The sequence below is a fragment of the Ruegeria sp. genome (assembly GCF_965243365.1).
In the GTDB taxonomy this organism is placed as follows: Bacteria; Pseudomonadota; Alphaproteobacteria; order Rhodobacterales; family Rhodobacteraceae; genus Ruegeria.
The window spans coordinates 159,240-178,244 of record NZ_CBDEUW010000001.1 but is presented as its reverse complement, the minus strand read 5'-3'; the positions used below and the strand labels follow the sequence as shown (position 1 = coordinate 178,244).

Here is a 19,005-nt window from a genome sequence, read left to right as displayed (position 1 = left end):
TCATGTTTGCGAAGATCACACTGGCTGCCGTCGCCGCATCCGCGTTGGCAACGTCGGCACTGGCCGAGGACAAAACGGTTCGCATGGGAACCGAAGGTTACTATCCGCCCTTCAACTTTTTCGACAGTGCCGGGCAAATCAAGGGTTTCGACATTGATGTCGGCAACGCGCTTTGCGAACGAATGGACGTCAAGTGCGAGTGGGTGACGACGGACTGGGATGGCATCATCCCGGCCCTGAACTCGGACAAGTTCGACACAATTATCGCCTCAATGACCATCACGGACGAGCGCAGCGAGGTTGTCAGCTTTTCCAAACCTTACTACTTCAACTCGATCCGCTTTGTCGCTGCCGAAGGTCATGGTCTGGAAAATGCCCTGCCTGTGGACCTTAAGGGCAAGATTATCGGAACCCAGTCGGCCACGGGCGAGGTTGAAATTCTTGAGCAGTATTTCCCCGACAGCGAACTCAAGCTTTATCCCAAACTGGACGATGCTCTGCTTGATCTGGAAACAGGCCGGGTCGACCTAGTTCTGGCCAGTCAGTTCGTGCTGGGCGACTGGTTGAAGACCGACGAAGGCGCCTGCTGTGAGTTTGTCGGCGAAGCCTTCCTGCCCGATTTTGCAAAGGGCACCGGCATCGCCGTGCGTCAGGACGACACCGAACTGCGTGATGCGCTGAATGCGGCGCTGGACGAGATCGTCGCCGACGGTACCTATGACAAGATCCGGGACGAATACTTCACTTTCGACATTATGACCCAGCCCAAGAAAGCATCCGAACTTCTGGGTAACTGAGCAGTACGGGGTCCGCAATTGCCTGCGGACCCTGCCGCAACCGGGGGACTTCACCCATGACAGATCTGTTTTCGCTACTGGCCTTCGGCGACGACGGCTGGGGAGATGAGTTATTGCACGGCTTCTGGGTTACGATGGCTTTGGCTTTGGTAACGGCCCCATGCGCACTGGTGATGTCCTTTGTCATAGCCTGGGGCAAGCATTCCAAGCGCAAATGGGTCCGCACGTTGGCAAATGGCTATACGACCGTGTTTCGCAGCCTGCCCGAGATTCTGACCCTGATCCTCATCTACTATCAGCTGCAGAGCCTTCTGAATTTCGCGGTCAGGCTGTTCGTTCCGGATGCGAACATCTCACTCAATGCGTTCGCCGCCGGTGTCGTCGCCTTGACACTTGTGTTCTCGGCCCTGGGGTCCGAGGTTGTGCGCACGGCCTACCAGGCCGTTGGTCAAGGTCAGTCCGAAGCTGCCGCTGCGATGGGCCTTCATAGGACACAGGCCTTTTTTCTCGTGGTCCTGCCCCAGATGTGGCGGCACGCCATTCCCGCCTTTGGGAATCTGTGGCTGATCCTACTCAAGGACACCTCGCTTATCTCAATCATCGCCGTAAGTGACATGATGCGCTACGCCAACATGGCGATCGCCACCACGCGCGAACCGTTCTTTTTCTATTCGGTCCTCGCACTGATCTATGTGACGCTGGCCTTCATCTCGGGACAGATCCAGACCGTTCTGGAGCGCCGCGCCAATCGCAATCTGGTCGGAGGGCGCTGAGATGTGGACGCATGTAACAGACAACCTCGATCTGTGGATTGAAGGGCTGCAGAACACAGTCAGCCTGACGGTTTTCGGCTTCATCCTCGGCTTCTTTGTTGCCATTCCACTGGCCGCAGCAAGGTTGAGCAAGCACAAGTGGCTGTCCCGTCTGGCCTATTTCTACATCTACATGGTGAGGGGCACCCCGCTGCTGGTGCAGATCTTCATCATCTATTACGGGCTGGGCCAGTTCCACAAAGAGTTTAAGGCACTGGGTGTCTGGTGGTTCTTCCGTGATGCATATTATTGCGGGCTGCTGGCCTTCACGCTGAATTCGGCCGCGTATCAGGCCGAGATTCTGCGGGGTGGTATTCTGGCCATTCCGAAAGGGACTATCGAGGCAGGCCAGGCGCTTGGACTGCATCGCTTTCAGATTTTCCGCCTGCTGATCCTGCCGATCACCATTGCCCGGATGCTGCCCGCATTTGGCAACGAACTGGTATTGCTGCTCAAGGCGTCGGCGCTGGTCAGCGTGATCACCGTCCGGGATCTGATGGGACAGGCGCGCTACTTGTTCGGTGAAACCTTTGATCTGAGCGTCTTTTATATCGCCGCAGTAAACTATTTGATCGTCGTTCTTCTGATCGAAGCAATCTGGCGACATCTCGAAAACCGCAACGTCTGGCTCAAGTACAAGGGATAATTGCGATGAAGATTCAGGCTGACGACATCGCGTTCGGTCGCGAAGGCGTGTTTCGTACTGCGACCGGCCCCGACGGTACCCATGTGGAGATGCCCTATTCCGGCATCCGCACGTTCATGCGCCGCCGCCCCACCGTGGATATGGATGGTGTTGATATCGGCGTCTACGGCGTTCCGTTCGACCTGACTACCTCGGGTCGCCCGGGTGCCCGATTGGGTCCAAGCGCGTTGCGGGAAGCAACCTCTCACCTGGCTTGGGGCGAGGTCTGGCCGTGGGGCTTTGACCCGTTCGATATTCTGTCGGTCGTCGATTGTGGTGACGTGCCATTCCGGCGTGGTCAGGTCGAACAGATGCGCGAGAGCGCCATTGCCATGGCGCGTCATATCGCTTCGTCCGGGGCCAGTACTCTTATGCTGGGGGGCGATCATTGCACCACCTACACAGCGCTGAAAGCCCATGCCGAAAAGCACGGGCCCCTGGCGCTAATCCAGTTTGACGCGCATCGCGACACGCAGAAAAGCGACTGGTTCGATCACGGTACATTCGTGCATCACGCGATGAACGAGGGGCTGATCGACCCTGAACACTCGATCCAGATCGGAATCCGCACGTTTTATGAGGATGATGACCCGATCACCGTTCTCTACCGCGACTGGATGCATGATCATGGTTGGCGTGGGGCATTGGAGAAAGTCCGTGAGGTTGTCGGCAATCGCCCGACCTATCTCACGATTGATATCGACAGCCTTGATCCGGCATATGCGCCCGGAACCGGTACACCCGTCGTGGACGGGCTGACCCCGAATGACATCATCCAGTTCCTACGCGGCAGCGTGGATATGAATTTCGTTGGCATGGATATCGTTGAAGTGTCCCCTCCTTACGACCATGCGGATGTAACGGCGTTGCTTGGGGCGTCTCTGGCGCTGGAGTACATCTGTGCCCGCGCAGCCCAGAGGAATTCCGCTTCATGACCCACCGTGTCGCCATCATCGAGTTCATCAACGAAAGCAACACGTTCACCGTGATGCGGACGGGCATGGATGACTTTCGCGCCTCGCATTACTTCAAAGGTGACGAGATCCCGGCCAATTTCCGCGGCACCGGGTCCGAGGTTGGCGGCGCAATCGAAGTGGCCGAGGCGCGCGGCTGGACGCCCGTCTATATCACCGCCGCCCATGCCGAACCAAACGGTCCCGTGACCGAGGCCGCGCGGGCCGAAATCACCGGAGAGTGCGTCCACCGCCTGCGTGAAAACGGACCGTTCGACGGCGTATTTGTCGCACTGCACGGCGCAATGGTAACCGAGACAGACGAGGACGGTGACTGCCAGTTCCTGCGCGAGATTCGGGCCGTTGTGGGGGATGAGATTCCACTGGCCATCACGCTTGATCTGCACGCCAACATTTCGGACGAGACGGCTGAGCTGGTGCAAATCGCCGTGTCCTTCCGCACCTATCCGCATGTGGACATGCGCGAGGTCGGGGTCGAGGCCTGTGAATTGCTGCACCGGGCGCTGGAGGGTGAGATCACACCAAAGCTGCTGTTGCGCCGCCCGCCGATGCTGGTGGGTTGCGATGACGGGCGCACGACTGAAAACGGCCCGATGTACCGCCTTCTGGAAGATGCCGCCGAGGAAATGCAAACCCCTGGTATACTGAACGTCGCAATCAATGCGGGGTTCACCGATGCCGATGTCTGGGCCGCGGGGCCATCTGTTCTGGTAACCTATGACACAGCCACAACTCCCAGCGATGCCGCGGCAGGCTGCGCCGAACGGACGTGCGACAGGATCTGGTCGTTCCGCGATCGGTGGGATCTGCCATTTCCGTTGGAGGACTGTATCGCGCAACTCAAAACCTCTAGCGTAGGCGCTGGCCCCATTGTGGTCGCGGATTTCTCAGACAACCCCGGCTCGGGCGCATATAGCGATTGCACGGCGTTGATCGCGGCCATGCTTGAGGCCGGAATTCAGAACGCGGCAGCCGGGGCGCTTTACGACCCCCAGGCCGTATCACAGCTCGTCACCCACGGCGTCGGCGCCGAAATCACGCTCTCCCTCGGTGGCAAAACCGACGCGTCCGTGGGTGGCGGGCCGCTACAGGTGACAGGCAAGATCATGGCCATCAGCGATGGTAGCTTTACCTTCGAAGGTCCGATGTTCACCGGCCTTCCGGGCTCAACCGGGCAAAGCGTCTGCCTGCGGGTGCAAGGGATCGACATCATGATCGTTTCCGACCGGATGCAAATGCTCGACAAAAACGTATTCCGCGTTGTGGGGATCGAACCCACGGACAAGGCCGTTCTGGCCGTTAAGTCGATGCAGCACTTCAAAGGAGCCTTCGGTCCGATCGCATCGCGCATCATCATCACCGACGCGGGCGGATTGTGCACCCCCAACGTCAAGCGGCGCACCTATACCCGCCTGCGCCGCCCTGTCTTTCCGCTGGATGAGATCAATGCCTGAGATTTTCGACATCGCCATCATCGGGGGCGGAATTGCCGGAGCCTCTGCCGCGTATTTTCTGAACGGGCAGCGTTCGGTTATCCTGTTGGAACAGGAAACCTCACTGGGATATCATTCCACCGGACGCTCGGCTGCGGAATTCACCCGCCGGTTTCATTCAAAAGTGACCGGGCAGCTCACGCAGGCCAGCAGCGGTTTCATGATGCAGCCACCCGCCGGGTTCACCGAGGTCGATCTACTGCGCCCGCGCGGCAACCTGTTGATCGCCGATGCCGAAAAGGCGGACCATTTGCGTCAGGTGTATGAGCACGAACAGGCAAACGCGCCCGAAGGTGCATCGCCGGTTGAATTGCTGAGCGTCGATCAAGCTTTGGAGAAAATGCCCTTCCTCGACCCCGATTGGGTCAAAGCGGCGTTTTTCGATCCCGATTGCTGGGATGTCGAAGTGGAAAACCTGTTGCAGGGATACACGCGCGGCGCCAAGGCCAAAGGCGCCGAGTTCCGCCAAGCCAGCGTTGTGACCGCCGCCCATCGGGAAAGCGACCATTGGGTGCTGGAAACATCTTCCGGTGAGATAAAGGCCCGCATGGTCGTCAATGCCACCGGCGGCTGGGCCGATCCTGTTGCCGGGATGTTCGGCGCTGACCCTCTGGGCATCCTACCCCACCGCCGCACGGCAATCAGCGTCAAGGTTCCGGACCACGACGTGTCACACATGCCCGAGGTTAATGAGATCGATGAAGTATTCTATTTCAAGCCCGACGCAGGCCAATTGATGGTCAGCCCCGCGGACGAAACCCCTGTCGACCCGCACGACGCCTGGCCCGAGGAATTGGATATCGCTTACGCGGCCCATTACCTAAGCGAATGTACCACGCTGGAGGTCACGCATGTCGCCCATAGCTGGGCGGGTCTGCGTACCTTTGCCAAGGACAGATTGCCCGTCATCGGATTCTCGGGTCAGATCGAAGGTCTGTTCTGGCTGGCAGGCGTGGGCGGGTATGGCATCCAGACCTCGCCTGCTGTGGGTCAACTCGCCGCGTCGCTGCTGACCGGCACGCAGATGCCTTCGAATCTGACCAGGGCGGGCGTTGACGCTTCCCTGTTCTCTCCATCCCGTTTTGAAAGCTGACTCATGAAAATTCTCGACGCTGAAATAACGGCAAGCGCGCTTCCCTTTGGTGGTCTGATCGATCAGATGGAAGAACTGTTCGCAAACGGCCTGACCTCGCCCGACCGGCACCACCACACCATGCCGATGCAGGAGGAACCTGACGCGACGCTGCTGCTGATGCCCGCCTGGACCGAAACCCTGGGCTGCGTGAAGGTTGTGACGGCCACGCCGGGTAACTCGGCCCGCAAATTGCCTGCGATTGCCGGGTCGGTGCTGGTGTTTGACCGGACCACCGGCGAACATCTGGCCCTGCTTGACGGTGCAGTGCTGACGGCACGGCGTACAGCTGCGGCCTCGGCTTTGGGAGCGCGGCATCTGGCGCGGGAAGATGCGCAAAACCTGCTGGTCATCGGGGCCGGAAAAGTTGCCGCTCAACTCCCCGACGCTTTCCGTGCAGTGCGCCCGATCAAGACCGTGCGCATTTGGGACGTTTTCCCGGCTGCTGCGGAACGGCTGGCAGACACCCTGAAAGAGGCTGGCTGGGACGCTCAGGCAGTGCCTGATCTGGAAACAGCCGTGCCGCAAGCCGACATCATCAGCGCAGCAACGCTGGCAACCGAGCCCTTGTTAAAGGGGGATTGGCTGATACCCGGTCAGCATGTGGACCTGATCGGTGCCTTCACCCCGGCCATGCGCGAGGCTGACGACCGCGCCCTTCAACGCGCCCACCTGTTTGTCGACACCAAATTCGCGGCAATTGAGGCCGGAGAGCTGAAGACACCTTTGGAAACCGGCGCAATCGCCCAGACGGATATTCTGGGTGATCTCTACGCGCTGACACAGGGTAAAACCGGCCGCAACAGCGCACAGGACATCACCCTGTTCAAATCGGTAGGAAACGCGGTGATGGACCTTGCCGGTGCAATCACCGCCACAAGGAAGCTGGAGGAGGACCAATGTCTCAATTTGCCTTAGAACGCGAAATCGACCGTTCCAAGATGTCGGTGAGCGACGAGGTCGCCATCGAAATCAACGGAATGAACAAGTGGTACGGGTCCTTCCACGTGCTGCGCGACATCAATCTGACCGTCAATCAGGGCGAGCGGATCGTGATCGCGGGGCCGTCAGGGTCGGGTAAATCCACCCTGATCCGCTGCCTGAACGCGCTGGAAGAACACCAGCAGGGCACGATCATGGTGGATGGGATTGAGTTGTCGAATGACCTCAAGAACATCGACAAGATCCGGTCCGAGGTTGGCATGGTGTTCCAGCACTTCAACTTGTTCCCGCATCTGACCATTCTGGAAAACTGCACGCTGGCCCCGATCTGGGTGCGCAAGACGCCCAAGAAGGAGGCCGAAGAACGTGCGATGCACTTCCTGGAGAAGGTGAAGATCCCCGAGCAGGCCGATAAGTATCCTGGCCAGCTTTCGGGGGGGCAGCAGCAGCGTGTGGCGATTGCCCGCTCGCTGTGCATGATGCCGCGGATCATGTTGTTCGATGAACCGACATCGGCCCTTGACCCTGAGATGATCAAAGAGGTGCTCGACACCATGATCGAACTGGCCGAGGAAGGCATGACCATGCTGTGTGTGACGCATGAGATGGGCTTTGCCCGTCAGGTCGCCAACCGCGTGATCTTTATGGATGCCGGCCAGATTGTGGAACAAAACGAACCCGAAGAGTTCTTCAACAACCCGCAATCAGAGCGGACCAAACTGTTCCTCAGCCAGATTCTGGGGCATTAGCAATGAAAGTGGTTCTGTTGCAAACTTTTTGCCATTGACGCTCAAAAACGCAGAGAGTGAATAGCAGCCCGTGTAATTCAGCCGAAAGTCGGTTCATGATTTCTTTTAAGGGTGCGCAATATCCGAAGGATGTGATCCTATTCGCGGTCTTCTTCTACGTTCGATACGGTGTTTCATACCGTGACCTGGAGGAAATCATGGGTGAGCGCGGTGTTTCGGTGGACCACACTACACTGAACCGCTGGGTGGAAAGATACTCCAGCGCGATTGCTGAGGCCGCGCGTCGCCGCAAAAAATCTTGCGACCGTTCTTGGAGAATGGACGAGACCTACATCAAGGTGAAAGGGGTGTGGGTATATCTCTACCGAGCTGTCGACAAGCACGGTAAGACGCTTGATTTCATGCTTTCGCAGCGTCGAAACAAACCTGCCGCCACCAAATTCTTTGCCCGGACACTGGAGGTCAACGGACTCCCTAGAAAGATTGTCATCGACAAAAGCGGTGCCAATACAGCTGGGATCAAAGCGATCAACAAGATGCTCAAAAGCTTTGGCTGCCCGATCCCGATCGAAATGGTTAGGCAGAAATACCTCAATAACATCATTGAACAGGATCACCGTTGCATCAAACGAAGGATCAGACCAATGTTGGGATTCAAATCTTTCGCCTCAACCGCATCTGTCCTGGCAGGCATAGAATTGGTCAACATGATCCGCAAAGATCAACTCACGCCTGGACTCAGTCCGTTTCGGCAGTTCGCGCAAATGGCAGGGTAAACCGCTCTCTAACTCCAATGATGCTCTGCCGTTAAAAAGTGTGCGACAGAACCTGCGACAGAACCCTCGTTGATACACTTTAGATTTGTGGCGGATCCCACGAATATTCAATTCCAAAGGCGCCCTACTCTCTCAACGCGCAAAATTAGAAGTTTATGATCATTAGATTCGTAATTCGAAAAGTAAGATATAATATCCGATAAGTATCCCTTATCGTGTATGATTGATTTTGCCGGGGAATCTGCGCAGAATAAGCCCCATGAAGCCCCCTGCTCCCTATCTGCCTGCCCCCTCCCCTGCCCTGTCAAAGGCGGATCAGGAGGCGCTGACAGACCTGTATGTGCGCGGCACCCCCGCCAATACGCTGCGGGCGTATGAGCACGACCTGCTCTACATCACCGCTTGGAGAGCTACGCGATTCAGCGCAGCTTTGGAGTGGCCCGAGAGCGAAGCCACCGCCCTCGCCTTCCTCCTCGACCACGCCCGCGATCTCAGCGATGCGCCGGAGGATGACATCGCGCGTCAAACCGCTGAGGTCCTGATTGCTCAGGGGTTGCGCAAATCGCTGGCCTGCCCGGCGCCCTCAACCCTGGACCGGCGCATCGCCTCCTGGCTGGCCTTTCACCGGATGAAGAATCTCTCTTCCCCTTTTGACGCGCCACAGGTGAAACAGGCGCGCGCCAAGGCGCGCCGCGCCGCTGCAAGGCCCCCTGCCCCGAAATCCGCCCATCCGATCACCCGCGACGTGCTGGAGCAGCTGCTAGCCACCTGCCGGGGCTCGCGCCGGGATTGCCGCGACCGGGCGATCCTGATGCTGGGCTGGGCCTCAGGCGGACGTCGGCGGTCCGAGATCACCGGGCTGAGGCGCGAGGATGTGTCCCTCAAAGAGTTCGACAAGAGCGGCGTGATCTGGATTTCTCTGCTGGAGACCAAGACCACAGATAAGGGCGAGACCCCTCGACTGGTGCTGAAGGGTCGCGCAGCACAGGCGCTGGAGCATTGGATCGAGGTCGGACAGATTGACGCTGGCCCCCTGTTCCGCCCGATTTCAAAGGCGGACCGCGTGTTGAAACGCCGCCTGTCTCCGGATGCCATCTATCAGATCGTCAAACACCGGCTGAAACTGGCGGGGTTACCGCAAGATTTCGCCTCACCGCACGGGCTGCGCTCGGGGTTTCTGACCCAGGCCGCGCTGGACGGCGCGCCCATCCAGGCTGCCATGCGTCTCTCCCTGCATCGATCCCTTGCCCAGGCGCAGAAATATTACGATGACGTCGATATCACTGAAAACCCGGCAACCGATTTGTTGGGGTAAATGCGCGGAAGGTCGCTCCCCCTCCCCCAGCAAAACCGATCTTACCCGTGGGTAAGATCATCCTCTTCCTGAAGATCGTCAATCAAAGCAGCGATTGCCGCCTCCAGCTTGGCCCGGTCGATCCGTGTGAAATCCAGATCGTAACGCAGTTCAATCCGCCCGCTGGATGCTGAGCACTTTGCAATCCCTGCCCGCCCGGACACCTGAAAAGTCGTCTTCGCTCGGCGCGGCTTGCTGGCCCCGTCAGGTTTTTGTTTTGGTGTCGGCGTCGCGCCCGCGCTTAGAAACCCGCGCAGAATCGAGATCTCCCGGGTGCTGTCCCGGTTCGGTTCCGCCATCAATGCCGTGCTGACCTGACGGATCAGCCCCGGGTCCGCATCCAGTTTACGTTTCAGGTCGACGCCGACATTGCGCGGGATGTCATTTGGATGCATCAGCACCTTGTCCAACATAGCAAGCAAGCTGGCGAATGCCCGAATATAGCTGCGCTTGGTATAGCTGGCGGACTTGAACAGAATCGAGACCGCCTTATCGACTTCGGCACAATCATTTGCCGGGTCTTCGGTATACGCGCGGGCCAGCGCGCCCATCTCGGCAAATGAAATATCCTTCCGGATCAAGTTCTCATCCACCATCCGGCGATAGCTATCGTCCAGTGCCGCGACCTCGGCAATCCCTGCGGGGATTGTGGCATATCCGTCATCGCCCGTTTCCTCCTGCAACGCGCGATACGCCGATAGGCGACGCATTCCCTGAATCAGGTCGAATTTTCCATCCTGGCGACGTTCGACGCGGATCGGATTGGACAATCCAATTTCACGGATTGAGGCCTTAAGCTCATCCAGATCCGGGTCGGGACCAGGTTTACGATCCCGAGTCAGTTTTTCTGTGACCACATCAGATAGCGCGATCCGTTCGATCACCAATCCTTCCGACCGCAAGCGCACCAGCTCATGCGCAAGCTTGTCGTTTTCGGCACGAATGGCATCCTCGGTACTTTGCTGATCTCTCAAGGCGTCCGCGTTCTCTGAGATTGCAGCGGCCATCGGCCCGCGCCGTTTCTCCAGAACTTTATCCGGAACCTTGCCAACCGGGATGTCCTCCATCGCTGGCATGTCGATATCGAACATTCTGCGTTTGCGGCTCATGCGTCATCCTCCAGCTTGTCCCAGGCGGACAGCATCACGCCCCGGAATTCCTCGTATACATTGTCGAATGTCGATCGCGCGCGACGCCAGGTTTCGCGCGTCATCTCGCGATAATCCATTTCGTAGACCGAGCTCAGGAAACGGCCCGATTGCTCAACCGCGCGGGTCATTTCAACGGGATGCTGGGCAACGTGTTCACCAAACACTTTCCTGAACGCATCGAACATCGCCAGATGCAGCGCATTGCCCGGCTCATAGCGGGTCAACAGGAACCGCAGTTCACAGAATGTCTTGGGTAAACCGATCTTACCCGTGGGTAAGGTCTTGTCGAACCCATAAGCCAGATCTTCCAGCGCTTCGGAAAGCTGACCGATAAAGGACGTCGTTGAATCATATTCCCAATAGCCCGGGCCAGAGGGGATATAGAGCATGTCTGCGGCAAATACCGCGTTCATTGACTGGTATCCAATAGCAGGGGGGCAATCGAACAGGATCAGGTCATAGGCATCATCGGGGATCTGATCCAGATACCGGGATACTGCCGCAAAGAACGACCATTCGGGGTTCAGGTGCCGATACTGCGCTGAAGCGAACTCAACAAAGGCGGCGTTGGCGCAGGATGGGATCGCATCGATCGTCGACCATGAGGTCTGCTTGATGAAGTCTGACACGCGCAGGTCACCCAGCCCCATATCTGAAATCGAAGGCGGCAATTCGCGGCGGGGCAGGGCGGTCCCGGATTGCGCGGCTGCCGGCCGGTCGTTCATGCGCTCGGTTTCCCGGATCAGGTCGCGCGCCATGATGCCCCAGACCGTGAAGTCTTCGGCCACATCGGTCAGGCCCATAGAATGGCTGAGCGTTGCCTGCGGGTCGAAATCGACAACCAAAACCCGATAGCCGTCCAGCGCCGCCGCATGGGCAAGGTGCAACGCAACAGTCGATTTGCCCGCGCCGCCTTTGAAATTCGCCACCGCGGCACGGATCGCCCGTTTGCCCACGGGGCGCGGGGGCATCAGAGACTTGCGATTGACCTTGAGGCGGCGGCGCAGCTCATTCACCTCTTCAAGGCTGAACCAACGCTGACGGCCTTCCGGCTCAACCTCACCCCCGGGCAAGGAGGGGTCGGCCGCAAGCTTGCCGCGAAAGGTCGACTGATTGACGCGGAAGATCAGCTCGGACACTTCCCAGCTGGAAAACCGCCGCAGGGTCTTTTCCATCTCTGGGCTAAAGGTCTGCTGCCGGATCCAGCCTTGCAGTTTGAGGGACTGATTGCGCAATGCATTCAGGTCTTCGTGCGTGTACATGCCTCTGCTCTCATTCTTTATTGGACGTAAATTATTACCTGTTGGCTTTTTACGCTTGATTTGCATAATAGGCAAAAGAAATTATTATGAGATCGCGATCTTACCCACGGGTAAGAAAACAAGGGCCTTCCAGGATGTCAGGCGATTCGGTGCGGCCAGGTTGATTCGAGATGATCCGCTTGGGTTCGACCACTTCATTTAGGGGGACGTGACAGGCTCTATCCCCGGATTTAGGGGGACAGAACAAGGAAATAAGGGGACACTCTGGATGCCCCCCTTCACCAATACTTCACCGGATTCTTTTATTTTTGAATTCGGATTTCGCCCCGAAACTTCGCCTCTGACAGTCTTCTCTTGACAGAATCGGAGCTTTGGACGCTAATCAGCTCAACATCACGAAAAGCGTTGGCAAACAGCGCAAGCAGCGGGTTTAACCCGTTTGAGGCAGATTGAGCGGTGAGGACGTGAATGCAGGTTACAAAGCCGGTTGGCCGGAACGCGCCAGCCCTCAAATACGATATACTCTCTGCATTGGGCGTGTATGCTTTGTCCGGCGACAAGCATCTGCAACGCCGGGTTCTTCGTATTCTGACACTGATCACCACACGATATAACTGGCGAACAAACGAACTGTCGATCGGTCGCGAGGAGATATCGCGCCTGTGGTCTGTTGACCCGAGAACGGTCAAGCGGGAAATGGCCAAGTTGCGGGTGATGGGGTGGATTGCCGTCAAACGGTCTGCTGCCCGAGGTCGTGTTGCAGTCTATGAACTGGATCTCAAGCAGATCATGATCGATACGACCGACATCTGGCCTGTTATCGGTCCGGATTTTCAGGAACGGATGGGGCAGGGGGACGAGCCGCAGACAAACGTTGTTCCGTTCAAGGTCAAAGGGCCCGGCGAAGCGCCGAGCGATGACGACATCTGGGGGCAAGTGCAAAAGATGCTGCACACCCGCGATCCCGAGCTTTGGTCCAGTTGGTTCCAGCACCTTGCCGAAGCCGATAGGGCAGGGGGGGTTGCAACCCTTGTGGCACCATCGCGGTTTATGGCGGATTACATCGCTCAGAAGTGGACAGGCCGTGTGTTGGCTGCGTATGGCCGTGTGGACCCATCGGTCAGATCCGTGCGGTTTGAGGCCTCAGAATAGGCTCTGAGGCGCTGTATTGGCCTAAAAATGGGTGTGGTGGTCCCTGAAAGGCTCCGATTGGCGGCGAAATCGCCGGATTAGGGTCTATTTCCCCTTCCAGACCGGTTCACGCTTCTCTGCAAAGGCGCGGGCACCTTCCAGCTGATCCTCACTGCTGTAAAGCACGTCGACTGAACGCAGCTGGCGCTTGGTTATGCGGTTCATGCTGTCCTGGAACGTGCGGTCTTCGGCATCGCGGACGATCTCTTTGATCGCCGCGTAAACCAGTGGCGGACCCGAAGCCAGCAGGCGGGCCAGTTCCCACGCGCGGTCCAATAGCTGATCAGGGGCGACGATTTCGTTCACCAAACCCCAACGATTGGCTTCTTCGGCGTCGAACCAGCGCCCGGTCAGCAGCAATTCCATAGCGATGTGGTACGGGATACGCTTGGGCAGTTTCACGCTGGCCGCGTCAGCAACCGTGCCCGAACGGATCTCGGGCAGGGCAAATGTGGCGTGGTCCGCAGCCAATATCATGTCGGCGGACAAAGCCAGTTCCAGCCCGCCGCCGCAGGCGATGCCGTTCACGGCTGCGATGACGGGCTTGTTCAAGTCCCGCAGCTCTTGCAGGCCGCCAAAACCGCCGACGCCGTAATCTCCGTCTACGGCATCCCCATCGGCAGCAGCCTTTAAGTCCCAGCCGGGGCAAAAGAATTTCTCGCCCACCCCAGTCAGAATAGCGACGCGCAGCTCTGGGTCATCGCGGAAATCGGCAAAGACCTGCCCCATGATCCGGCTGGTAGCCAGGTCGATTGCGTTGGCCTTGGGCCGGTCCAGTGTCACCTCAAGGATCGCGCCGTCGCGTCGTGTTTTGATCGGGTCCATGTCTCAGGCCTTTCTGATGAGGGCATCCACCGCCACCGCCTTATCCGGTGTGCAGAGGAGCGGGTTGATCTCGACCTCGTCAATCAGGTCGGCGTTTTCAATGACATAGGCCTGAACGGCCTGAATGGCGGCGAGTATCGAATCCATATCAGCGGCGGGCTGACCGCGATAGCCCGCCAGAAGGGGGGCGGTTTTCAGCTTCCCAAGCGCGGTTCGGATGGTTTCGGAACCGCTTGGAATCAAAAGGGAAACCGTGTCGCGCATCACTTCGGTCAGAACGCCGCCAGCCCCAAGCGTCAGAACAAACCCATGGGCCGGGTCGCGGACCACTCCGATCAGCAGCTCTGCGACGGTCCCCGTGATCATTTCTTCAAGAAGGATATCTTCGGTGCCGATGTCTTTGGCGACCTGGCCAACTTCGGTCGGGCGAACGCCAAGACGCACGGCGAATTGGTCCGACTTATGCGCCAGACCGACGCCTTTGACGGCGAATGGGCCGTCCAGTTCCTGCGCGGCCCTTTGAGCCTGTTCAGCGCCGCGTACAGTGCGGTTTTGCGGCACAGGTAGCCCGTAGTCGGCCAAAGCCTGTTTGGAGGCCCCTTCGGTCAGCAGTTGTGAGCCTGTTATGTGGCCGGGCAGACAGATAGGATCGGCAGAGGGCGGTTTGATCTGACACGCCGCGCGGATGGCGGATATGGCTTCGCGCAGGCCCATAAGAGGGACAACGCCGCCTGCCATCAGGTCCCGTGCGGTGTCCTCGGGCAGCAGCTCGGGCAATGTAGAGGCGATGGCGAAAGGGGTGCCGGTCTTGGCACGGACATTTAGGGCGGCCCGGGTCGCACAGGCCCAGTCGGTTGGATCCGTGGTCGGGTAATCGACAATAGACAGTGTCAGATCGGTCGCACCACCGGTCATGCCCGACCAGGCGCGCGTCATCGCCCCCTCATCGCGCCAGATATAAGTGTGATAATCCAAAGGGTTATTTAATGCGACCATGGGGCCGAGCGCGGCGCGCAGCCGGGTCTTTTGATCGTTGTTCAGGGGTGGAAACGTCACACCTGTGCCCACCGCCATATCCGCGATCAGGCTGGCCTCACCCCCGGAACAGCTGATCGAGGCGACATTGCTGCCGGTGAGGGGACCACAGCAATGCAGCAGTTTCAGCGTTTCGAGGAAATCGGGCAGGGCGGTCAGCCGGGGAATGCCCAACCGGTCCAATAAGGCTTGCGCCCCCGCATCGCTGCCTGCCAGAGATGCGGTGTGGGATACCGTTGCGGCCTGCGCCTGCTCGGATGCACCGACCTTGAGTGCGATCAGGGGGACGCCCCGGTGATGGGCCTTGGTGGCCAGTGCCTCCCACTCACGGATGTTTCCAAACCCTTCGATATGCAAGCCCACGGCGGTTACCCGAGGATCGTCGATCAGCGCTGCCGCAATCTGCGCCTGGCTGGTTTGCGCCATGTTTCCGCAGGCGACCATATAGGCAATCGGCAGCGCGCGTTTCTGCATGGTGAGGTTGATCGAGATGTTCGAGCTTTGCGTCAGGATGGCAACGCCTTTGTCGACCCGGGATGCACCATGTTGGTCTGGCCACAATAGCGCACCATCTAAGGCATTGATAAATCCGTAACAATTAGGGCCGAGAATGGGCATGTCGCCCGCGGCTGCGATCAGTCGGGTTTGTAGGTCGCCACCGGTATTGTCCTCGGCCACCGACTCGGAAAACCCCGAAGCAAAACAGACCGCGCCGCCCGCGCCCATATCCGACAGGGCTTGAACCGCTTCGATCGTGGCGTGGCGATTGATGCCGATGAAGACGGCGTCCGGGGGTTCGGGCAGGTCTTCGATCCGGGCAAACGTCTGGTGCCCTGCGATGTCATCGGCCTTGGGATGTACGGGCCAGATTGATCCGCCAAAGCCCATACGCTCGGATTGCAGGATGATTTGCTGACCCCATGACCCGCCGCCGATCACGGCGATGGATTTGGGGCGCAACAAGCGAGAGAGGTCTTTGGCCATCGTCACGCCCCTAACGGACGCAGCAGATCGCGGCTGATGATGTGGCGCTGAATTTCGCTGGTGCCGTCCCAGATGCGTTCAACCCTTGCATCGCGCCAGAACCGCTCGATTGGAAAGTCATCCATCAAACCCATGCCGCCAAAGATTTGCAGCGTTGTATCGGTAACCCGGGCCAACATTTCCGAAGCATAAAGCTTGGCTGACGCGATCTCTCGGTTCGATGGCAGGTTTTGGTCCAGACGCCAGGCAGCGGAGAGAGTCAACCAATCGGCGGCGTCGATCTCGGTGATCAGGTCGGCGATCTGAAAGCTGACGCCCTGAAATTTCCCGATGGGTTGACCGAACTGTTTGCGTTCGGCTGCGTAGTTCAGAGCGTAATCGAAACAGCGCCGTGCGCGCCCGACCGAGAAGGCGGCGACGGTTAGGCGGGTGGCATACAGCCACTCGTTCATCACGGCAAAGCCTCCATCGACCTCGCCCAGAACCTGCGCATCGGGCAGGCGGCAGTTGTCGAAATAGAGGATATAGTTCTTGTAGCCCTTGTGACTGACGGAATTATAGCCTTCGCGCACTTCAAAGCCTGGAGTCCCGCGATCTACAAGAAATGTGGTAATGCGCTTTTTGGGTCCTTTTTGCGTATTATCAACTCCGGTTGCAATGAACGCAATAAAGAAGTCCGCATGCTCGGCACCCGAGATGAAATGTTTGGATCCATTGACCACCCAATCACCGCCATCGCGCGCGGCCTGACATTTCATTCCGCGTACATCCGAGCCCGCGTCGGGTTCGGTCATCGCCAGTGCGTCCATCTTCTGACCGCGCACAGCTGGCAGCAGGTATTGCTCGCGCTGTTCTGCGTTACAGGCCATCAGAATGTTTTGCGGGCGGCCAAAGAAATGGGTCAGTGCCATCGAGCCGCGGCCCAGCTCACGCTCGACCAATGTGAAATCGACATGGGACAGACCCGCGCCGCCGACCTCTTCGGGGAAGTTGCAGGCATAGAAGCCCAGGTCGATGCATTTCTGCTTGATCTCTTCCCCCAGTTCGCGTGGCACCTGACCGGTGCGCTCGACGGCGGCCTCATGCGGGTAGATTTCGTTTTCGACAAAGCTGCGAACGGTTGAGACGATCATCTCTTGTTCATCGGACAGGCCAAAGTTCATCGCGCGGATTCCTTAGATCAGTGATTGACCGATGAAAGCGCAGGGCGGTATTCAGTGACATGCTGAATTGGCGGATTCTTATGCGGATTTGGAAAAAATGACTCGGCGCTTCACCGTTCTTCTGTTTGATGGGTTTTCCAATCACTGCCTCGCCAACATGGTTGAACCCTTGCGCGCGGCCAACACGCTGTCGCGTCAATCGCTTTACGATTGGCAGTTCTGTTCGCTGGATGGCGGACCGGCGCGTAGTTCCAGCGGATTGCAGATTACGCCCGATGCGACTCTGGGGCAGGGGGAGGGCGATGTTCTGGTCGTCATGCCTTCATATGGGTTTTTGCAATTGGATGTGCCCGAGGTGACACGGGCGATAAAGGCGGCTGCACGAAATCACCAAAAGTTGGCAGGGCTGGATACCGGCAGTTGGTTATTGGCCCGCGCCGGTTTGCTGGATCATTGCCGCGCGACGATTCACTGGGATGAGCTGTCGCGGTTCGAGGAAGCCTTTCCCGCTGTCGACGCTGTGCAGGAGAGGTTTGTGATCGATGGCAATCGCATGACATGTTCCGGCGCGATGGCGGCGTTTGATTTGGCCGACGCCTTGATCCGCGCCGACCATGGGCCGTTGCTGTCGATGGAGGTTGCGCATCTTCTGATGAATCGCGGTGTGCCTCAGGCCTACAGCCTGCCGATGAAATCGCAGGATACCTTGGTGAACCGGGTGTTGCGGATCATGCAGGATACGATCGAGGCTCCGATCCGTATACAGGACATCGCCAGACAATTGGGGTGTTCGCAGAAGAAGATTGAAACCCGGGTATTGGCCGAACTGGGTACGACGCCGCGTGCGTTGTATCGGCGGTTGCGTCTGAACCTTGCGCGCAAGCTGGCGGCAGAGACAGAGCAGTCGGTCGCAGAGATTGCCAGCCGCTGTGGATATGAAAACGCCAGCGCGATGACGCGGGCGTTTCGGGCCGAGTTCGGGCAGACGCCTTCGGCGTATCGGGCGGGCTAGTAGTCGGCGACCAATAGAAAGTCCGGCGCGGTGTCTTCTTCGATGGTAGCGAAGCGCGGAATCGGGTCTTCGAACACGTTGTCGGTGCGGTCGTCATTGACGGTTGAAACCTCGCCAATCAGGCAATCCCCCTGTTCGGCCCAGAACGCGTGCCAGATGCCGGGCATCAGGGTGACGCTTTGACCGGGTTTCAGACGCAGATGCTCGCCGGGTTGGATGGTCACCGGGCAGGCATCGCTGGGCACTACGACCGGAGTGTCACGGTCGATGCTGCCATCGGGGGCCGTGGCATAGATCTCCATCACCAGATCACCGCCGCCGCGATTGATGATGTCCTCGGCCTTGATGATGTGGCGGTGCATCGGCGACAGTTGCCGGTCGCGTGAGATCAGGAGTTTCTCGGCGTAAAGCATGCCGCTGCCTTTGTTCAGGTCCTTTTCATCGCCGTTGCGCAGAGTGAACAGGAACAGACCCAGTTCATCGAACCGGCCCTGGCCGTAATCTGTGATGTCCCAGCCCAGACTGCGGGCGCGGATACCGGCGGCCTGATCGCTGCGCATCTGATCAGGGGTCCAGTCGGCGAAAGGTGGCAACACCGCGCCGAAGGATTTGATGAAGGTCTGCGCCTCGGCCTTGATGCGGTTGATCTCGGAACGTTTCATTGGCGT

Annotated in this window: 18 protein-coding genes; 12 read left to right on the top strand and 6 right to left on the bottom strand. The window is 58.5% G+C overall.

Annotation, left to right across the window (positions count from 1 at the left end; translation table 11 throughout):
• The first annotated feature begins 2 nt into the window (after positions 1 to 2).
• From ACP0GE_RS00825 to ACP0GE_RS00780, 10 genes are all read left to right on the top strand, one after another.
• Complete coding sequence (locus ACP0GE_RS00825) at positions 3 to 797, top strand: transporter substrate-binding domain-containing protein (RefSeq protein WP_424830118.1); 795 nt, start codon at positions 3 to 5, stop codon at positions 795 to 797.
• Positions 798 to 853: 56 nt separating this feature from the next.
• On the top strand, positions 854 to 1,570 hold the full coding sequence (locus ACP0GE_RS00820; RefSeq protein WP_424830117.1) for an ABC transporter permease: 717 nt from the start codon (positions 854 to 856) through the stop codon (positions 1,568 to 1,570).
• Between the two features lies 1 nt (position 1,571).
• The gene (locus ACP0GE_RS00815) at positions 1,572 to 2,255 is read left to right on the top strand and encodes an ABC transporter permease (RefSeq protein WP_424830116.1); all 684 of its coding nucleotides are present in this window, start codon (positions 1,572 to 1,574) and stop codon (positions 2,253 to 2,255) included.
• Positions 2,256 to 2,260: 5 nt separating this feature from the next.
• Complete coding sequence (gene speB, locus ACP0GE_RS00810; RefSeq protein ID WP_424830115.1) at positions 2,261 to 3,229, top strand: agmatinase; 969 nt, start codon at positions 2,261 to 2,263, stop codon at positions 3,227 to 3,229.
• Positions 3,226 to 4,722: a M81 family metallopeptidase gene (locus ACP0GE_RS00805; RefSeq protein WP_424830114.1), complete on the top strand. Its 1,497-nt coding sequence runs from the start codon at positions 3,226 to 3,228 to the stop codon at positions 4,720 to 4,722. The genes speB and ACP0GE_RS00805 overlap by 4 nt, the downstream gene beginning before the upstream one ends.
• The gene (locus tag ACP0GE_RS00800; RefSeq protein ID WP_424830113.1) at positions 4,715 to 5,854 is read left to right on the top strand and encodes an NAD(P)/FAD-dependent oxidoreductase; all 1,140 of its coding nucleotides are present in this window, start codon (positions 4,715 to 4,717) and stop codon (positions 5,852 to 5,854) included. The genes ACP0GE_RS00805 and ACP0GE_RS00800 overlap by 8 nt, the downstream gene beginning before the upstream one ends.
• Before the next feature lie 3 nt (positions 5,855 to 5,857).
• Positions 5,858 to 6,811, top strand: a complete 954-nt coding sequence (locus ACP0GE_RS00795) for an ornithine cyclodeaminase family protein (RefSeq protein WP_424830112.1) — start codon at positions 5,858 to 5,860, stop codon at positions 6,809 to 6,811.
• Positions 6,793 to 7,584, top strand: coding sequence for an amino acid ABC transporter ATP-binding protein (locus ACP0GE_RS00790; protein ID WP_424830111.1), 792 nt, complete (start codon positions 6,793 to 6,795; stop codon positions 7,582 to 7,584). Before ACP0GE_RS00795 ends, ACP0GE_RS00790 begins: the two co-directional genes overlap by 19 nt.
• A gap of 95 nt (positions 7,585 to 7,679) precedes the next feature.
• Positions 7,680 to 8,360, top strand: coding sequence for an IS6 family transposase (locus ACP0GE_RS00785; RefSeq protein ID WP_424830110.1), 681 nt, complete (start codon positions 7,680 to 7,682; stop codon positions 8,358 to 8,360).
• 259 nt (positions 8,361 to 8,619) lie between these two features.
• Positions 8,620 to 9,675 (top strand): tyrosine-type recombinase/integrase, encoded by a 1,056-nt coding sequence (locus ACP0GE_RS00780; protein WP_424830109.1) that lies wholly within the window; start codon positions 8,620 to 8,622, stop codon positions 9,673 to 9,675.
• Between the two features lie 41 nt (positions 9,676 to 9,716).
• Here the strand turns inward: ACP0GE_RS00780 and ACP0GE_RS00775 are convergent, their stop codons facing one another.
• Positions 9,717 to 10,823, bottom strand: coding sequence for a ParB/RepB/Spo0J family partition protein (locus tag ACP0GE_RS00775; RefSeq protein WP_424830108.1), 1,107 nt, complete (start codon positions 10,821 to 10,823; stop codon positions 9,717 to 9,719).
• Positions 10,820 to 12,127, bottom strand: a complete 1,308-nt coding sequence (locus ACP0GE_RS00770) for an AAA family ATPase (RefSeq protein ID WP_424830107.1) — start codon at positions 12,125 to 12,127, stop codon at positions 10,820 to 10,822. The genes ACP0GE_RS00775 and ACP0GE_RS00770 overlap by 4 nt, the downstream gene beginning before the upstream one ends.
• A gap of 468 nt (positions 12,128 to 12,595) precedes the next feature.
• Between ACP0GE_RS00770 and ACP0GE_RS00765 the strand changes: the two genes are divergently transcribed.
• Positions 12,596 to 13,279, top strand: a complete 684-nt coding sequence (locus ACP0GE_RS00765; protein WP_424830106.1) for a DnaA N-terminal domain-containing protein — start codon at positions 12,596 to 12,598, stop codon at positions 13,277 to 13,279.
• An 84-nt stretch (positions 13,280 to 13,363) separates the two neighbouring features.
• Here ACP0GE_RS00765 and ACP0GE_RS00760 read toward each other — a convergent pair whose 3' ends face one another.
• The 3 genes from ACP0GE_RS00760 to ACP0GE_RS00750 are packed head-to-tail and all read right to left on the bottom strand — an operon-like array spanning position 13,364 to position 17,325.
• Positions 13,364 to 14,143 carry a carnitinyl-CoA dehydratase gene (locus tag ACP0GE_RS00760; protein ID WP_424830105.1) on the bottom strand — a complete coding sequence of 260 codons (780 nt, stop codon included), beginning with the start codon at positions 14,141 to 14,143 and terminating at the stop codon, positions 13,364 to 13,366.
• A gap of 3 nt (positions 14,144 to 14,146) precedes the next feature.
• Positions 14,147 to 16,162 carry an acetate--CoA ligase family protein gene (locus ACP0GE_RS00755; protein WP_424830104.1) on the bottom strand — a complete coding sequence of 672 codons (2,016 nt, stop codon included), beginning with the start codon at positions 16,160 to 16,162 and terminating at the stop codon, positions 14,147 to 14,149.
• A gap of 2 nt (positions 16,163 to 16,164) precedes the next feature.
• Positions 16,165 to 17,325 (bottom strand): acyl-CoA dehydrogenase family protein, encoded by a 1,161-nt coding sequence (locus tag ACP0GE_RS00750; protein WP_424830103.1) that lies wholly within the window; start codon positions 17,323 to 17,325, stop codon positions 16,165 to 16,167.
• A 97-nt stretch (positions 17,326 to 17,422) separates the two neighbouring features.
• On the opposite strand from ACP0GE_RS00750, the gene ACP0GE_RS00745 reads away from it, so the two are divergent.
• Positions 17,423 to 18,337: a GlxA family transcriptional regulator gene (locus ACP0GE_RS00745; protein ID WP_424830102.1), complete on the top strand. Its 915-nt coding sequence runs from the start codon at positions 17,423 to 17,425 to the stop codon at positions 18,335 to 18,337.
• On the opposite strand, the gene ACP0GE_RS00740 is transcribed toward ACP0GE_RS00745, so the two are convergent.
• Entirely contained in the window at positions 18,334 to 18,999 is a 666-nt protein-coding gene (locus tag ACP0GE_RS00740) for a D-lyxose/D-mannose family sugar isomerase (RefSeq protein ID WP_424830101.1), read from the bottom strand. The genes ACP0GE_RS00745 and ACP0GE_RS00740 overlap by 4 nt on opposite strands.
• Positions 19,000 to 19,005: the final 6 nt, after the last annotated feature.

Bases quoted from the DNA above. Each gene is read 5' to 3' on its own strand.
- ACP0GE_RS00825 (WP_424830118.1), top strand. From the start codon at position 3: ATGTTTGCGAAGATCACACTGGCTGCCGTCGCCGCATCCGCGTTGGCA.
- ACP0GE_RS00820 (WP_424830117.1), top strand. From the start codon at position 854: ATGACAGATCTGTTTTCGCTACTGGCCTTCGGCGACGACGGCTGGGGA.
- ACP0GE_RS00815 (WP_424830116.1), top strand. From the start codon at position 1,572: ATGTGGACGCATGTAACAGACAACCTCGATCTGTGGATTGAAGGGCTG.
- speB (WP_424830115.1), top strand. From the start codon at position 2,261: ATGAAGATTCAGGCTGACGACATCGCGTTCGGTCGCGAAGGCGTGTTT.
- ACP0GE_RS00805 (WP_424830114.1), top strand. From the start codon at position 3,226: ATGACCCACCGTGTCGCCATCATCGAGTTCATCAACGAAAGCAACACG.
- ACP0GE_RS00800 (WP_424830113.1), top strand. From the start codon at position 4,715: ATGCCTGAGATTTTCGACATCGCCATCATCGGGGGCGGAATTGCCGGA.
- ACP0GE_RS00795 (WP_424830112.1), top strand. From the start codon at position 5,858: ATGAAAATTCTCGACGCTGAAATAACGGCAAGCGCGCTTCCCTTTGGT.
- ACP0GE_RS00790 (WP_424830111.1), top strand. From the start codon at position 6,793: ATGTCTCAATTTGCCTTAGAACGCGAAATCGACCGTTCCAAGATGTCG.
- ACP0GE_RS00785 (WP_424830110.1), top strand. From the start codon at position 7,680: ATGATTTCTTTTAAGGGTGCGCAATATCCGAAGGATGTGATCCTATTC.
- ACP0GE_RS00780 (WP_424830109.1), top strand. From the start codon at position 8,620: ATGAAGCCCCCTGCTCCCTATCTGCCTGCCCCCTCCCCTGCCCTGTCA.
- ACP0GE_RS00775 (WP_424830108.1), bottom strand. From the start codon at position 10,823: ATGAGCCGCAAACGCAGAATGTTCGATATCGACATGCCAGCGATGGAG.
- ACP0GE_RS00770 (WP_424830107.1), bottom strand. From the start codon at position 12,127: ATGTACACGCACGAAGACCTGAATGCATTGCGCAATCAGTCCCTCAAA.
- ACP0GE_RS00765 (WP_424830106.1), top strand. From the start codon at position 12,596: ATGCAGGTTACAAAGCCGGTTGGCCGGAACGCGCCAGCCCTCAAATAC.
- ACP0GE_RS00760 (WP_424830105.1), bottom strand. From the start codon at position 14,143: ATGGACCCGATCAAAACACGACGCGACGGCGCGATCCTTGAGGTGACA.
- ACP0GE_RS00755 (WP_424830104.1), bottom strand. From the start codon at position 16,162: ATGGCCAAAGACCTCTCTCGCTTGTTGCGCCCCAAATCCATCGCCGTG.
- ACP0GE_RS00750 (WP_424830103.1), bottom strand. From the start codon at position 17,325: ATGAACTTTGGCCTGTCCGATGAACAAGAGATGATCGTCTCAACCGTT.
- ACP0GE_RS00745 (WP_424830102.1), top strand. From the start codon at position 17,423: ATGACTCGGCGCTTCACCGTTCTTCTGTTTGATGGGTTTTCCAATCAC.
- ACP0GE_RS00740 (WP_424830101.1), bottom strand. From the start codon at position 18,999: ATGAAACGTTCCGAGATCAACCGCATCAAGGCCGAGGCGCAGACCTTC.